Genomic DNA, 14,408 nt, shown 5'->3' on the forward strand with positions numbered 1-14,408 from the left:
CTCTGGCCTGCGCTCTGGGACGTCAGCCATCGTCGTCCTCCTTCTGTGGCTCGGGGGTGGTCGGGGCACCGGTACCCAGTGCAGCGAGCTGGGTCTCGCGCTCCCGGCGCTGCTGACGCGGCGACGGCGGCAGCTTCTGGCCCGGCATCGGCGGTACCGGGTAGCCGCCGGCGAAGGGGTCGAACTCAGTCTCGGCCGCGAGCACGTCTCCGCGGCGAGCCGTTCCTGGGGTGGCCGGGAGCGCGTCGCGTTCGTCTTCCTCCTCGGCACCCTTCTTCTCGGGCCAGAACAGCAACACCAGCATGATGACCAGGAAGACACCGGCGATCCAGCCGATGACGGTGGTCAGGGGGATGCCGTAGAACTGCTGGAGTCCCTGCAGGATGGCCACAGCGACCACCCAGGCGAGAGCACCGGGGATCAGGACCTTCCAGCCGAGGTTCATGAACTGGTCGTAGCGGAACCGCAGCAGCGTGGCGCGCAGCCAGAACATGAAGAACATGAACAGCCACACCTTGGCCACGAACCACAGCAGCGGCCACCAGCCCTCGTTGAACATGCCGTCGTTGATCTGGCTCAGCGGCCAGGGAGCGCGCCAGCCACCCAGGAACAGCGTGGTGGCGATCGCCGAGACGTTGAACATGTTGATGTACTCGGCCAGGAAGAACCAGGCGAACTTCATGGAGGAGTACTCCACCATGTGGCCGGCCACCAGCTCACCCTCGGCCTCGGGGAGGTCGAAGGGCAGGCGGTTGACCTCACCGACCATGGAGACCATGTAGATGAGGAAGGCCGGCAGCAGCGCGAAGGCCCACCACATCTGTGACTGGGCACTGACGATCTGCGAGGTGGACAGTGAACCCGAGACGATGAAGACGCTGACCAGCGACAGTCCCATCGAGAGCTCGTAGGAGATGATCTGAGCCGAGGACCGCACCGAGCCCAGCAGCGGGTACGGGGAGTTCGAGGCCCAGCCGCCCAGCACGATGCCGTACACACCCAGAGCCGTGATGGCCAGGATGTAGAGCACCGCGACAGGCATGTCAGTCAACTGCAGCGGGGTGACCACGCCGAAGATCGAGACCTCGGGACCGAAGGGGATCACGGCCATGACCATGAAGGCGGTGAAGGCGGCCAGCAGCGGAGCAAGGAGGTAAAGCACCTTGTGCGCGCCGCGCAGCGTGAAGTCCTCCTTCAGCATCAGCTTCAGCGCATCGGCCAAGGACTGCAGCAGACCGATGGGGCCGTGCACGCTCGGGCCGGTGCGAGTCTGCATCTTGCCCAGCACCTTGCGCTCGGCCCAGATGGCCACCAGCACCGAGAGCAGCAGGAACACCAGGATCCCGACGGCCTTGATGATCCAGATCCACCAGGTGTCGTTGCTGAAGTCCGCCGAGGGCCCGGCGGGCGAACCCAGCCCCATGGGCAGCAATCCGAGGGTCATGAGGTGGCCTCCGCCTGTGCGAGGGTGACAAGAGCGCCCGCGCCGGCTCCGAGCTGCTCGCGCACCCGGGAACCGGGCGAGTGGGCGGGCAGCCAGACAACCTTCTCGGGCATCGAGGTGATGGCCAGCGGCAGGGTGATCGAGCCTGCGGGCCCGGTCACCGTGACGGCGTCATCGTCGGAGACTCCCAGCTCGGCGGCCGTCGCTCGGCCCAGGCGCACCACGGGGCGGTGCGCCGTTCCGGCCAGGTGCGGTTCGCCGTCCTGGCCGCGGCCGGAGTCCAGCTGCAGCTTCCAGGTGGCCAGCACCGCCTCCTGCGCCCCGGGCTCGGGAACCGGCGCGGCCTCGGTCGAGGGCGCCGCGATCGCCGTCTGGCCGACGGGTTCGGCGAGTTCAGCCAGTTCGGCGTGCACGGACTGCACATCCTCCAGGCCGAGATCGGTACCGAGCTCGCTGGCGAGGTGGTTGAGCACCTGACGGTCGGAGAGTGCGGAGGACGTGAGCACCTGACCGAAGGGACGTGTCCGTCCCTCCCAGTTCACGAAAGTGCCGGCCTTCTCCACCGGCGGCGCCACGGGCAGCACGACGTCGGCGTGCTCGGTGATCTCCGAGCGCCGCACCTCGAGCTGGACCACGAAGCCCACGGCGGACAGCGCCGCGCGTGCCGTTGCCGGGTCGGGCAGGTCGGCCGGGTCGATACCGCCGACGACCAGTGCGCCGAGTTCGCCGGTGCGGGCCGCCTCGACGATGCCGCCGAGGTCGCGCCCCACGGCGGCGGGCAGGGAGTCTGCGTGCCAGACCGCACCGGTGTCGACGCGGGCCTCGGCGTCGGTGACTGGGCGCCCTCCGGGCAGCAACCCGGGCAGCAGCCCGGCATCGATCGCGCCTCGGTCGCCGGCTCGGCGGGGAATCCAGGCCAGGCGGGCTCCGGTGCGATCGGCCAAGGCCACGGCGGCGCTGAGGGTGCCGGGGATCTCCGCGGCCCGCTCCCCCACCAGGATGACGGCGCCGGGTTCACTGAGACGCCCGGCGAGGGTCGCCAGGTGCTCAGGGCCGTTCTCGGAGATGGCGGCCAGCACCTCGGGCTCGGTGCCCGGGGCTGCGGGGATGTGCTCGGCGCGCAGCTTCGCGGTGCCGCGGGTGGCCCAGGGCGCCACGGTGGCGACCTTGACGCCCCCGGCGAGTACGCCCTTGCGCAAGCGCAGGAAGACCGTGCCGCACTCGTCCTCGGGCTCGAAGTCCACCAGCAGCGCCTGACCGGCGTTCTCCAGGTCGGTGTAGGTCACCCCGAGGCCGGAGCCGGCCACGCGTGCGGCGAGGAAGTCGCTCTCCTCCTGGGTGTGCGGGCGAGCCCGGTGGTCGATGTCGTTGGTGCCGAGCACCGTGCGGGCGAACTTCGACCAGGCGTAGGCGTCCTCGAGGGTGAGGCGGCCGCCCGGGAGCAGTCCCACTCCGGCAGCGCGGGCCTGCTCCAGGCCACGGGCGGCGACGTCGAAGGCATCAGCCCAGGAGGTGGGAACCAGCTCACCGTTCTCGTCGCGCACCATCGGCTGGGTGAGGCGGTCCGGGGCCTGCTGCCAGGTGAAGGCGAAGCGGTCCTTGTCGGTGATCCACTCCTCGTTGACCTCCGGGTCGTCCCCCGCCAGGCGGCGCACCACGACACCGCGACGGTGGTCCACGCGGATGGCCGAACCGGAGGCGTCGTGCTCCGCGATCGCCGGGGTGGAGACCAGGTCGAAGGGACGGGATCGGAAGCGGTAGCTCGCCGAGGTCAGCGCGCCCACCGGGCAGATCTGGATGGTGTTCCCGGAGAAGTAGGAGGCGAAGGGCCGCCCGGAGGAATCCGTCTCCGAGAGCCCGACCGGCCCCGCGGCCAGCCCCTGCTGCAGGCCGGCTTCACCCGTGGGACCCACCACGGCGCCGGTGCGCTCGGCGGGCACCTGCTCGCCGTCGTCGTCCGTGAACTGCAGGACGCCGGAGTCGAAGGCGCCGATCTGGGAGCCGTGCAGAGCGTGGATGTCCTCGCCGGGGGTGCCACCGCCACGGCCCTGCAGGGCGATGAAGGGGTCGCCGGCGATCTCCGAGGAGAAGCGGGTGCACCGCTGGCACAGGATGCAACGGTCGCGGTCGAGCAGGATCTGGGTGGAGACCTTGATCGGCTTGGGGAAGGTCCGCTTGATGTCCACGAAGCGCGACTCGGCGCGCCCGTTGGACATGGCCTGGTTCTGCAGGGGGCACTCGCCGCCCTTGTCGCACACCGGGCAGTCCAGCGGGTGGTTGATCAGGAGGAACTCCATGATCCCGTGCTGGGCCTTGTCGGCCGTCTCGGAGGTGTGCTGGGTGTTCACCTCCATGCCGGGGGCCACGGCCATCGTGCACGAAGCCTGCGGCTTGGGCATGGGCCGCACATTGCCCTCGCGGTCTGGCATGGCGACGTCCACCAGGCACTGCCGGCAGGCACCGGCCGGCTTGAGCAGCGGGTGATCGCAGAACCGCGGGATCTGGATGCCGATCTGCTCGGCCGCGCGGATGACCAGGGTGCCCTTGGGCACCTCGACCTCGATCCCGTCGATGGTGAGGGAGACCAGTTCCTGCTTCTGCGGGAGATTGGCCTTGTCAGCTGTAGCGGTCACGCTGCGCTCCTTTCGCCTGCTTCGGAGAAGACGGCGGAGGCTTCGTAGGGGAAGAGCTCCCAGGCCGGCGTGTGACAGCCCGCCTCGAACTCCTCGCGGAAGTGCTTGATGCCGGACTGGATGGGTGTAGCCGAGGCATCGCCCAGCGCGCAGAAGGAGCGGCCGGCGATGTTGGCCGAGACGTCCAGCAGCAGGTCGATGTCGGAGGAGCGGCCCTGGCCGGCTTCGAGCCGGTGCATGACCTGCTTCATCCAGAAGGTGCCCTCGCGGCAGGGCGTGCACTTACCGCAGGACTCGTGCTGGTAGAAGTCCGTCCAGCGCGAGATCACGCGCACCACCGAGGTGGTGTCGTCGAAGACCTGCAGCGCTCGAGTGGCGAGCATCGATCCGGCAGCACCCACCGACTCGTAGTCCAGCGGGACGTCGAGCTCAGCGGCGGTCAGGATCGGCGTGGACGAGCCACCGGGGGTCCAGAACTTCAGAGTGTGACCCTCGCGGATGCCCCCGGCCATCTCGATGAGTTCACGCATGGTGATGCCCAGCGGAGCCTCGAACTGCCCGGGGTTCTTCACGTGGCCCGAGACCGAGAAGAGGCCGTGGCCGGTGGACTTCTCGGTGCCCATCGCGGTGAACCAATCCACGCCGTGGCGCAGGATGCCCGGCACCGAGGCGATGGATTCCACGTTGTTGACCACGGTGGGGCGGGCGTAGAGGCCGGCGACGGCCGGAAAGGGCGGCTTGAGCCGGGGCTGGCCCCGCAGGCCCTCCAGGGAGTCCAGCAGCGCCGTCTCCTCACCGCAGATGTAGGCGCCGGCTCCGGCGTGCACGGTGATCTCCAGATCGAAGTCGCCGTTCGGCCCGACACCCTGGCCGATCAAGCCGGCCTCGCGCGCTTCCCGCACGGCCTGCATGAGGCGCCGGTAGACGTGCACGACCTCGCCGCGCAGATAGATGAAGGCGTGGGTGCAGCCGATCGCGTAGGAGGTGATCGCCACGCCCTCGATGAGGGAGTGGGGATTGCCCATCATGACCGGGATGTCCTTGCAGGTGCCCGGCTCGGACTCGTCGGCGTTGACCACGAGGTAGCGGGGGCCGCCGTCGGGCGGGGGCAGGAAGGACCACTTCAGGCCGGCGGGGAAGCCGGCGCCGCCACGGCCGCGCAGTCCGGAGGCCTTGACCGCCTCGACGATGTCACCCGGCGCCATGGTCAGGGCGCTCGCGAGGCCTTCGTAGCCGCCCCGGGAGCGGTAGGTCTCCAGGGTCCAGGCGCGCTCGGCGTCCCAGAGGTCCGACAGGACCGGGGCGAGCGTGTCCACGGTGTAGCTCACTGGTCGTCCTCCGTCGCGGTGCCGGCATCCCGGCCGGTGCCCGGCTCGGGATCGTCCTTCATCTCCGTGCTCTTCTTCGGCTCACCCGGGCGCACCGCGGACTCCGGGGGCTCGGTGCGCCGCTCCGCGGAGCTCCGTTCCTCCATGGCTTCCTCGGCCTTCTCCTCGGCGGCGGCTACGTCCACGCTGGGCTCGGTGACATCCTCGTGCGCCTCGGGCTGGACGTCGGTGTCGTCCACGAGCTGCGGGGCGGTCCAGCCCTTCTCGCGGGCGATGCGCAGACCCAGCAGGGTGGCCTCCCCGGCGGCGGGACCCTCGTCGGCGCGCCCGTCCTCGAAGCCGGCGAGCACGTGCGAGATCTCCTTGAAGGTCGCCACGGTCTCCGCGCCACGCGTGGGTGTGACGGGCTGACCGGCGGCGATGGCGTCGACCAGGTCGATCGCCGAGGTCGGCGTCTGGTTGTCGAAGAACTCCCAGTTCACCATGACCACCGGCGCATAGTCACAGGCGGCGTTGCACTCGAGCTGCTCGAGGGAGATCTTGCCGTCTGCGGTGGTCTCGTCGTGCCCGATGCCCAGGTGCTCGGAGACCTTGTCCCAGATCATGTCCCCGCCCATGACGGCGCAGAGGGCATTGGTGCACACCCCCACGGTGTACTCGCCGTTGGGGTGGCGCTTGTACTGCGAGTAGAAGGTGGCCACGGCCGAGACCTCGGCGCGGGTGAGGCCCAGGATGTCGGCGCATAGGCCGATGCCCCGTGGAGCCACGTAGCCATCCTCGGACTGCACCAGGTGCAGCAGGGGCAGCAGCGCCGAGCGGGACTGCGGGTAGCGCGACACGATCTGCGCGGCCTCGTCGCGCAGGCGGGTCTCCACCTCGGCCGGGTAGAACTGCCCGGTGGTGGTCGGCGTCTGGTTCTCGGACATCAGCGGTCCACACCTCCGAGCACGGGGTCGATCGAAGCCAGGGAGACGACGACGTCGGCGAGCTGACCGCCCTCGCACATGATGGCCGTCGACTGCAGGTTGGAGTACGAGGGATCACGGAAGTGCGCCCGGTAGGGCCGGGTTCCGCCGTCGGAGACGAGGTGGACCCCGAGGATGCCGCGGGGCTGCTCGATCTGCTGGAAGACCTGGCCGGCCGGCACGCGGAAGCCCTCGGTCACCAGCTTGAAGTGGTGGATGAGTGACTCCATGGAGGTCGACATGATCTGGCGGATGTGCTCCAGGGAGTTTCCCTGACCGTCCGTACCGATGGAGAGCTGCGCGGGCCAGGCGATCTTCTTGTCCGCCACCATCACCGGGGTGCCGGGGCCCCCGGGCCCGTCCTCGGCATCAAGACGCTCGAGTGCCTGCAGCACGATCTTGATGGACTCATAGGCCTCTTCGAAGCGCACCATGACCCGGTTGTAGTTGTCCGAGTACTGGCGGGTGGGGACGTCGAAGTCGTAGGTCTCGTAACCGGAGTAGGGCTGGGTCTTGCGGAGGTCCAGCGGCAGGCCCGCGGCGCGCACGGCGGGGCCGGTCAGGCCCAGTGCCATCGCTGCCGAGAGGGAGATCACCCCGGTGCGCTGCTGGCGCAGCTTGAAGATGGGGTTCTCCTGGGTGAGGTCCTGCAATTCCTTGAGCGAGAGCCGGATGTTCGGCAGCAGCTCGCGCACGTACTCGGTGGTACCCGGGGTGAGGTCCACGGCCACGCCGCCAGGGCGGATGTAGGCGTGGTTCATCCGCAGGCCGGTGATGCGCTCGAAGATCCGCAGGATGTCCTCGCGGCCACGGAAGGCCACCGTCATCATCGTGGTCGCGCCCAGCTCGTTACCGCCGGTGCCGATCGCCACCAGGTGGGAGGCGATGCGGTTCAGTTCCAGCAGGAGCACACGGATTAGCGAGGCGCGCTCGGGCACCTCGGCGGTGATCCCCAGCAGCTTCTCCACGGCCAGGCAGTACGCGGCCTCCTGGGAGAAGGGGGCCACGTAGTCCATGCGAGTACAGAAGGTCACGCCCTGGGTCCAGGTGCGGTACTCCATGTTCTTCTCGATGCCGGTGTGCAAGTAACCGGTGCCCAGGCGCAGCTCACGGACGATCTCGCCGTCGAGCTCGAGGATCACGCGCAGCACGCCGTGCGTGGAGGGGTGCACCGGGCCCATGTTGACCACGATGCGTTCCTCGGCGAGGCGCTCGGCCTCGGCGGTGATCTGATCCCAGTCGCCGCCCTCGGCCACGAACTCCGGCGCGTCGGCCACCTCGGCGTCAGCGCCGGCGGACTGCGCCGCCGTGGGGCCGTGGGATGGGTGTGCGTGCGTGGTCATCGGTAGGACCTCCGGTTGTCCGGCGGCGGAACGACGGCGCCCTTGTATTCCACCGGGATGCCGCCGAGGGGGTAGTCCTTGCGCTGGGGGTGGCCTTCCCAGTCGTCCGGCATGAGCGAGCGAGCCAGATCGGGGTGGCCGTCGAAGATGATGCCGAACATGTCGAAGGTCTCGCGCTCGTGCCAGTCGTTGCCGGGGTAGGTGTCCACCACGGTCGGGATGTGGGGATCGGCGTCGGGGCAGGTGACCTCGAGGCGGAGGTTGCGATTGTGCGTGACCGACATCAGCTGATAGACGGCGTGCAGTTCGCGCCCCTGGTCACCGGGGTAGTGCACGCCGGAGACTCCGAGGCACAACTCGAAGCGGAGGTCCTGGTCGTCACGCAGGGAGCGGGCCACGAAGGGCAGCCGCTCGCGATCGACGAAGATCGTGAGTTCGCCGCGGTCGACGACCACCTTCTCCAGGGCTTGTTCCGGGTCGATGCCCTGCTCGGTGAGGAGTTCGATGAGGATGTCCACCACCTCGTCGAACCAGCTCCCGTACGGGCGCTGGGCGGCCGGCGGCAGCGCGATCTCGGTGACGAGACCCCCGAAGCCGGAGGTGTCTCCAGAGCCCTGAGCGCCGAAGAGGCCCTTGCGGGAGTCCACGACCTCCAGACGGCGGCGCTCCCCCGGGGAGATTGCGGAGTGCTGGCCACCGGCCTCGAGCGCAGCGCCGGTCACGGACTGCCCCGTGGCGGCGTGCTCACCCTCACCGGGCTTGACGGCCCGGGCGGCGTCCTGCTTCTCCTCGGTGGCGCCGACGTCCTTGGGGTTCTTCTCGTCCGTCACGCGAGCAACCCCTTCATCTTGTGCGTCGGGGTCGCGGCCAGCGCGGCCTCTTCGGCCTTGCGGGCGACCTCTTCGCGGTTGACGCCCAGCGGGGTGGCCTTGATCTGCTCGTGGATCGCGATGATCGCGTTGATCAGCATCTCAGGCCGCGGCGGGCAGCCGGGCAGGTAGATGTCCACGGGCACCACATGGTCCACGCCCTGCACGATCGCGTAGTTGTTGAACATTCCGCCCGAGGAGGCGCAGACACCCATGGAGATGACCCACTTGGGCTCGGGCATCTGGTCGTAGATGTTGCGCACGACCGGAGCCATCTTGTGGCTCACCCGCCCCGACACGATCATGAGGTCGGCGTGCCGCGGGGAGGCCCGGAAGACCTCCATGCCGAAGCGTGAGATGTCGAAACGGGGGGTGCCCGCGGCCATCATCTCGATGGCGCAGCACGCCAGGCCCATGGTCACTGGCCAGACCGAGCCCTTGCGGGCGAGCCCGACGATCTTTTCTACGGTGCCCAGCGCGAAGCCGGCCGGCACCTTTTCTTCGAGACCCATGGCGTCTCCTTAGTCCCACTCGAGTCCGCCGCGACGCCACTCATAGACGTACGGCACGGTGATCAGGGCGATGAAGGTGAGCATGGCGACCAGTCCGAAGACTGCCAGCTCAGAGAATGCGACGGCCCACGGGTAGAGGAAGACCACCTCGATGTCGAAGATGATGAAGGTCATCGCGATCAGGTAGTACTTCACCGGGAATCGCCCGGCGGATCCGGCGGTGGGCGTGGGGTCGATCCCGCACTCATAGTTGGCCACCTTCACGCGGTTGTAGCGCTTGGGGCCGATGAAGGCGCTCGCGGCCAGACCACCGACCGCCATCACGGCAGCCACCGCGGCCATGATGAGCAGGGGAACGTAGGGGTTCGTCATCTTTCCTCCTTACCTCACGCAGCCGGGGCCAGCTTGGTCAGTGCAGTAATGGTGCGGTCCATCCAATCACCGTCTCGGCGGTCGAACCCGTCGGAGAGCAGCTTCATGGTGAAACGCATGAGGGTGGGGCGCGGCAGACCGTGCTTGACGCACACGCGCATCACCTCGGGGTGTTCGATGATCCGGGCAAAGGCACGGCCGAGGCTGAAGTAGCCACCCAGCTCCTCCGAGAGGAGCTTCGGGTAGGTGCGCAGCGCCTTCTCGCGCTCGTACGCGCTGGAGCGAGCCAGCGCCTGACTGACGACATCGGCGGCGATGCGACCGGACTGCATGGCGTAGGCGATGCCCTCGCCGTTGAAGGGCGAGACCATACCGCCGGAGTCCCCCACCAGCAGCAGGCCCTGGCGGTAGTGCGGCTGGCGGTTGAAGGCCATCGGCAGGGCCGCGCTGCGCAGCTCGGCGAGCTGGTTCTCCTCGGTGAAACCCCACTCGGGCGGTGTGTGCTTCATCCAGGTGCGGAACATGGCCTTGTAATCCAGGCCGGTCGGCTTGGCGGTGGAGGAGAGCGAGCCGAGGCCCACATTCACGGTGCCGTCACCCAGGGCGAAGATCCAGCCGTACCCGGGGATGAGGTTGGACTTGCCGGGCTCGCCGTCCCACAACTCGAGGTGGGACTCCATCATCGGATCGTCATGGCGCGGGGAGCGAAAGTAGGTGCGCACGGCCACGCCCATGGGCCGGTTCTCGTTCTTCTCGATCCCCACCGAGGTGGCCAGCCGGGCGGAGACCCCGCCGGCGTCGATCACGATGGGGGCCCGGAAAGTCTGATCCTCACCGCTGCGGCGGCCGCGTTCGTCCACCGGGCGTGCCGTGACGCCCAGCACGCGGCCGGAGCGCTCGTGCGCGACGGCGCCGGTGACCGCCATCCCCTCGAGCAGACGCGCCCCCGTTCGCTCGGCGTGACGGACCAGGGTCTCGTCGAGGGAGGTGCGGGCACGGGCAAGGCCGTAGGAGGGCATCTCGGCGAGCTCGGGCCAGGGCAGCTCGATCGTGTGACCAGCGCCGTGGGTACGCAGGCCCCAGTTACGGATCCACCCGTCCTCCTCGCTGGTGGAGACACCCATGCGGATCAGCTCGGCCACGGCGCGCGGGGTCAGGCCGTCACCACAGATCTTGTCCCGCGGGAAGCGTGCCTTGTCCAGGAGCAGCACGTCCAGGCCGGTGGAGGCCAGGTAGTGGGCGGCAGCCGCACCGCCCGGACCGGCACCGACGACGATGACGTCGGCTTCGTCGGCGGGCGTGAGGTGGGCGGGCCATCCCAGGGGTGGGGTAGCCGAAGGCGTAGCCGGGCTTCCGGCCTTCGCGGCTCGCGCACTACCCACCGATATCGCTCCTGGACATACGAATGTTGGCCCATGTGGCCCTGCGTCAGTCTACGGTCGGCATGCGAGAGCAACCTCCAAGGTCACCCTCAGAGGATTCCGCAAGCAGGTTGTCACGTAAACAGTGTCTGCGGAGGCAGTGGCGCAGAACCGGCGGTATCCCGCGGTTTCGGCCGACGTCAGCCGGTTATTTTCGAGCGCGATGGAGCGCGACGATGCCGCCGGAGAGGTTTCGGTAGGCAACATCACTCCACCCGGCCTCCAACATGATCGCTCCGAGCTCCTCCTGGGCGGGCCAGGCGGTGATGGATTCGGCGAGGTAGCCGTAGGCCGGAGTGTTCGAGGACACCATCGAGGCCATCTGCGGCAAGACCTTGCCCAGGTAGGTCTCGTAGGCCACGCGGAAGGGAGCGAAGGTGGGGCGGGAGAACTCACAGATCACCAGGCGCCCACCCGCCCGCGTCACGCGGCGCATCTCGCGCAGGGCCAGCGCGGTGTCCGCAACGTTGCGCAGCCCGAAGGAAATGGTCACGACGTCGAAGCTGTCGTCGGCGAAAGGCAGGGCCATGGCATCGCCGGCCACGTAGGGCAGGTCGGGTCGCCGGGCCTTGCCGACCCCGAGCATGCCGGTGGAGAAGTCGCAAGGCACGACGTCGATGCCGCGATTGGCGTAATCCTCGGAGGAGACCCCGGTTCCGGCTGCGAGATCGAGCACACGCTGGCCGCGCCGCGCGCCGGTGGCAGCGCGGGTGGCAGCGCGCCAGATCCGGTCCTGACCCAAGGAAATCACTGTGTTCGTCAGGTCGTAGCGCTGCGCCACGCCGTCGAACATGCCCGCCACCTGGCGGGGGTCCTTGGCCAGGTCAGCCCGAGTGCTCGAGGTGCTCATACAGGTAAGTTACCGGCGATGAGCACGCCTGAGTTCGCCACCGGGGCGCCCGCCCCGCCTCTGCTGGCCCGCACCCGCGAGGTCACGGACCCGGGCGACCTCCTTTCCCTGCTCCCCGGCGCCGGCGCGGTCATGTCCTGGGTGCGCCGGGGTGAGGGCATCGTGGGCTGGGGCGAGGCCCTGCGTATCGAGACCTCCGGGCCTGGCCGGATGACCGAGGCCGACGAGGCCTGGCGCCGGACCGTGGCGCGCATGGAGATCGACGACGAGGTCCAGCTCCCGGGAACCGGCGCGGTGGCCTTCGGCTCCTTCTCCTTCGCGCCGTACTCGGCTTCCGGCGGCGCGCTGATCGTGCCCGAGGTGGTGGTCGGACGCCGTGACGGCCGCGCGTGGGTGACGCACATCGGCGCCGGCTCCCCCGGCAAAAACTCGCCGGGCGCTGACTTCGCTGGCACAAACTATGCAGCCACCGTCGTTGAGCACGACCGTCCCGTCATAGTTCCGGGGATCCCGGCACCCGCGGCACCTGCAACACCGGGCCAGATCTCTTACTCCCCCGGTGCCCTCACGCCGCAAGCGTGGCAAGACGCCGTGGCCGAGGTGGTCACACGCATCCGCGGCGGCGAGGCCGAGAAGGTGGTGCTCGCCCGGGATGTGCTCGCGCGCGCCGCTGACGAGATCGATGCCCGCCACCTGCTCGCCCGGCTGGCGCAGGGCTATCGATGGTGCTGGACCTTCGCGGTCGATGGCCTCCTGGGTGCCACACCAGAGCTCCTGGTGCGCCGCACCGGGCTCACGGCCACCTCGCGGGTGCTGGCCGGGACCATCCAGCGCAGTGCCGTCGCCCGGCAGGACGCCCACCTCGGGGCGGAACTGCGCGCCTCGGAGAAGGATCTCGGGGAGCACGCACTCGCCGTGGACTCCCTGCTGGAGGGCCTGCGGCCCCACTGCGAGTCCGTGGAGCTACCGCCCGAGCCGCGCGTGCTCGAACTGCCCAACGTGTTGCACCTGGCGACCGACGTCGTCGCCTCGCTGCGGACCGATGTGCCCGCCCCCTCGGCGTTGGCTCTGGCGAGCGCACTCCACCCCACCGCTGCAGTCGGTGGCACGCCGACCGGCCGGAGCACCGAGATCCTGGCCGAGGTCGAGCAGATGGACCGGGGCCGCTATGCGGGCCCGGTGGGATGGATCGGCGCGGACGGCGACGGCGAGTGGGGCATCGCGCTGCGCTCGGGAATGCTCACCTCCGATCCGCATCTCATCCGGCTCTTCGCCGGCTGCGGGATCGTCGCCGATTCCGAGCCCACGGCCGAGCTGGCCGAGTCCGAGGCCAAGCTGGAGCCGATGCGCTGGGCGCTCGGCCAGGGTTAAGGATCGGCCGGCTTCTTCCCCGCCGGCAGCACGCCGGCCAGAGCCACGGCAGCCAGGCCGCCGAGCGGCACGATGAGCAGCCCCACCCGCAGTTCGGTCGCCTCAGCGATGGCGCCCACGAGCGGTGGGCCGGCCAGGAATCCCAGGCGCATCAGCCAGGACACGACTGTCAGGCCCGTGCCGACCTTCAGCCCGGGCACCTTGTCGCCGGCCTCCATGGCTGCCGGAATGATCGTGGCCACCCCCAGTCCGGCGAGAGCGAAGCCGGCCACCGTGCCGCCGATGGTGGGGAAAGCCAGGGCCAGGCCCATACCGAGGGCGGTGACGGCACCGCCGCAACGGGCGACGGCGCGCTGGCCGAAGCGGTCCACCAGTGCGTCGCCGGCGAAGCGGCCGATCACCATGCCCCCGGCGAGGCCGACGTAGCCCAGGGGCGCCACGGCCGCCGCGGCCTGCAGGTCCGAGGCGAGGTAGAGCGTGGCCCAGGCGCCGCCGACGTCCTCGACGAGGATCGCAGCGATGGCGATGACCACCAGCGCCGTCAGGATGGCGACGGTGCGGATGGTGAGGCGGGGAGCGGGCCCGGATGAGGGCTCATCGCGATCCTCGCGCTGGTCGTGTTCATCGCCATCGGAGCCGGGGAGGCGATGACGCAGCGCCAGCAGTGCGAGCGCGGAGAACAGGGCACCGGCGATCGCCAGGTGCAGCCCGCGGGAGACGTCGAGGGCGATGGCTGCGGTGGCCATGAGCCCGCCGAGCACCGCGCCCACGGACCACAGGGCGTGGAAGGTGTTGAGGATCGACCGCTGGTAGCGATGCTGGACGCGCAGGCCGTGGGCGTTCTGCCCCACGTCAGTGAAGGCATCCAGAGCGCCGGCCACGAAGATCGTCAGGGCGAAGAGCGCCACCGACGGGGCCAGCCCGGCGCCGACGATCGCCACTGCGGTGGCGATCGCCCCAGCCGCGGCAACCTGAGCTGAGCCGAACCGCCGCACCGCTGCGGCGGAGAGCGCACCGAGGGTCACAGCCCCCAAGGGCATGGCGGCAATCACGAGGCCGTACGTGCCGACCGTGAGCCCGAGGTCAGTCTTGATCTCGGGCAGGCGCGGCAGCAGGTTGCCGATCATCGCACCGTTGGTGAGGAAGAAGGCCGCCACCGACCAGCGGGCGAGCACATCGCTGCGGGTCGGCGCCGGCGCCGGGGCGGAGGGGGGAGCGGTCACCGATCCATCATGGCCGACGGCGCCGTCGGGGCACGCCACGAGGCCCATTACCTCCGCCACAGTGGCGGAGGCGGTGA

The 14,408-nt window shown here is 69.6% G+C and carries 12 protein-coding genes; 1 reads left to right on the forward strand and 11 read right to left on the reverse strand.

What is annotated here, in order from left to right; genetic code table 11:
- Window positions 1-22: 22 nt before the first annotated feature.
- The 10 genes from nuoH to EDD31_RS03320 form a co-directional block, all read right to left on the reverse strand.
- A complete protein-coding gene (gene nuoH / locus EDD31_RS03275) occupies window positions 23-1,444 on the reverse strand; it encodes an NADH-quinone oxidoreductase subunit NuoH (protein ID WP_123302894.1) in 1,422 nt (473 codons plus the stop codon).
- Window positions 1,441-4,077, reverse strand: a complete 2,637-nt coding sequence (locus tag EDD31_RS03280) for an NADH-quinone oxidoreductase subunit G (RefSeq protein WP_123302895.1) — start codon at window positions 4,075-4,077, stop codon at window positions 1,441-1,443. Before EDD31_RS03280 ends, nuoH begins: the two co-directional genes overlap by 4 nt.
- Window positions 4,074-5,405, reverse strand: a complete 1,332-nt coding sequence (gene nuoF, locus EDD31_RS03285; RefSeq protein WP_245990829.1) for an NADH-quinone oxidoreductase subunit NuoF — start codon at window positions 5,403-5,405, stop codon at window positions 4,074-4,076. The genes EDD31_RS03280 and nuoF overlap by 4 nt, the downstream gene beginning before the upstream one ends.
- Window positions 5,402-6,331 carry an NADH-quinone oxidoreductase subunit NuoE gene (gene nuoE / locus EDD31_RS03290; protein ID WP_123302896.1) on the reverse strand — a complete coding sequence of 310 codons (930 nt, stop codon included), beginning with the start codon at window positions 6,329-6,331 and terminating at the stop codon, window positions 5,402-5,404. The genes nuoF and nuoE overlap by 4 nt, the downstream gene beginning before the upstream one ends.
- The gene (locus tag EDD31_RS03295; RefSeq protein ID WP_123302897.1) at window positions 6,331-7,713 is read right to left on the reverse strand and encodes an NADH-quinone oxidoreductase subunit D; all 1,383 of its coding nucleotides are present in this window, start codon (window positions 7,711-7,713) and stop codon (window positions 6,331-6,333) included. The genes nuoE and EDD31_RS03295 overlap by 1 nt, the downstream gene beginning before the upstream one ends.
- Window positions 7,710-8,543 carry an NADH-quinone oxidoreductase subunit C gene (locus EDD31_RS03300; protein ID WP_211336040.1) on the reverse strand — a complete coding sequence of 278 codons (834 nt, stop codon included), beginning with the start codon at window positions 8,541-8,543 and terminating at the stop codon, window positions 7,710-7,712. Before EDD31_RS03300 ends, EDD31_RS03295 begins: the two co-directional genes overlap by 4 nt.
- Window positions 8,540-9,094 carry an NADH-quinone oxidoreductase subunit B gene (locus EDD31_RS03305; RefSeq protein ID WP_123302898.1) on the reverse strand — a complete coding sequence of 185 codons (555 nt, stop codon included), beginning with the start codon at window positions 9,092-9,094 and terminating at the stop codon, window positions 8,540-8,542. The genes EDD31_RS03300 and EDD31_RS03305 overlap by 4 nt, the downstream gene beginning before the upstream one ends.
- Window positions 9,095-9,103: 9 nt before the next feature.
- Window positions 9,104-9,466, reverse strand: a complete 363-nt coding sequence (locus EDD31_RS03310) for an NADH-quinone oxidoreductase subunit A (RefSeq protein ID WP_123302899.1) — start codon at window positions 9,464-9,466, stop codon at window positions 9,104-9,106.
- A 14-nt stretch (window positions 9,467-9,480) separates the two neighbouring features.
- Window positions 9,481-10,788 carry a geranylgeranyl reductase family protein gene (locus EDD31_RS03315; protein ID WP_123305073.1) on the reverse strand — a complete coding sequence of 436 codons (1,308 nt, stop codon included), beginning with the start codon at window positions 10,786-10,788 and terminating at the stop codon, window positions 9,481-9,483.
- A 247-nt stretch (window positions 10,789-11,035) separates the two neighbouring features.
- Window positions 11,036-11,737 carry a demethylmenaquinone methyltransferase gene (locus tag EDD31_RS03320; protein WP_123302900.1) on the reverse strand — a complete coding sequence of 234 codons (702 nt, stop codon included), beginning with the start codon at window positions 11,735-11,737 and terminating at the stop codon, window positions 11,036-11,038.
- 18 nt (window positions 11,738-11,755) lie between these two features.
- Here EDD31_RS03320 and EDD31_RS03325 point away from each other — a divergent pair, with 18 nt between their 5' ends.
- The gene (locus tag EDD31_RS03325) at window positions 11,756-13,108 is read left to right on the forward strand and encodes an isochorismate synthase (protein WP_123302901.1); all 1,353 of its coding nucleotides are present in this window, start codon (window positions 11,756-11,758) and stop codon (window positions 13,106-13,108) included.
- On the opposite strand, the gene EDD31_RS03330 is transcribed toward EDD31_RS03325, so the two are convergent.
- A complete protein-coding gene (locus EDD31_RS03330) occupies window positions 13,105-14,331 on the reverse strand; it encodes an MFS transporter (protein ID WP_245990831.1) in 1,227 nt (408 codons plus the stop codon). The genes EDD31_RS03325 and EDD31_RS03330 overlap by 4 nt on opposite strands.
- Window positions 14,332-14,408 lie beyond the last annotated feature (77 nt).

This window comes from Bogoriella caseilytica (assembly GCF_003752405.1).
In the GTDB taxonomy this organism is placed as follows: domain Bacteria; phylum Actinomycetota; class Actinomycetes; order Actinomycetales; family Actinomycetaceae; genus Allobogoriella; species Allobogoriella caseilytica.

Excerpts from the sequence above, each read along its gene's own strand:
- nuoH (WP_123302894.1), bottom strand. The coding sequence starts at position 1,444 with ATGACCCTCGGATTGCTGCCCATGGGGCTGGGTTCGCCCGCCGGGCCC.
- nuoE (WP_123302896.1), bottom strand. The coding sequence starts at position 6,331 with ATGTCCGAGAACCAGACGCCGACCACCACCGGGCAGTTCTACCCGGCC.
- EDD31_RS03295 (WP_123302897.1), bottom strand. The coding sequence starts at position 7,713 with ATGACCACGCACGCACACCCATCCCACGGCCCCACGGCGGCGCAGTCC.
- EDD31_RS03305 (WP_123302898.1), bottom strand. The coding sequence starts at position 9,094 with ATGGGTCTCGAAGAAAAGGTGCCGGCCGGCTTCGCGCTGGGCACCGTA.
- EDD31_RS03310 (WP_123302899.1), bottom strand. The coding sequence starts at position 9,466 with ATGACGAACCCCTACGTTCCCCTGCTCATCATGGCCGCGGTGGCTGCC.
- EDD31_RS03320 (WP_123302900.1), bottom strand. The coding sequence starts at position 11,737 with ATGAGCACCTCGAGCACTCGGGCTGACCTGGCCAAGGACCCCCGCCAG.
- EDD31_RS03325 (WP_123302901.1), top strand. The coding sequence starts at position 11,756 with ATGAGCACGCCTGAGTTCGCCACCGGGGCGCCCGCCCCGCCTCTGCTG.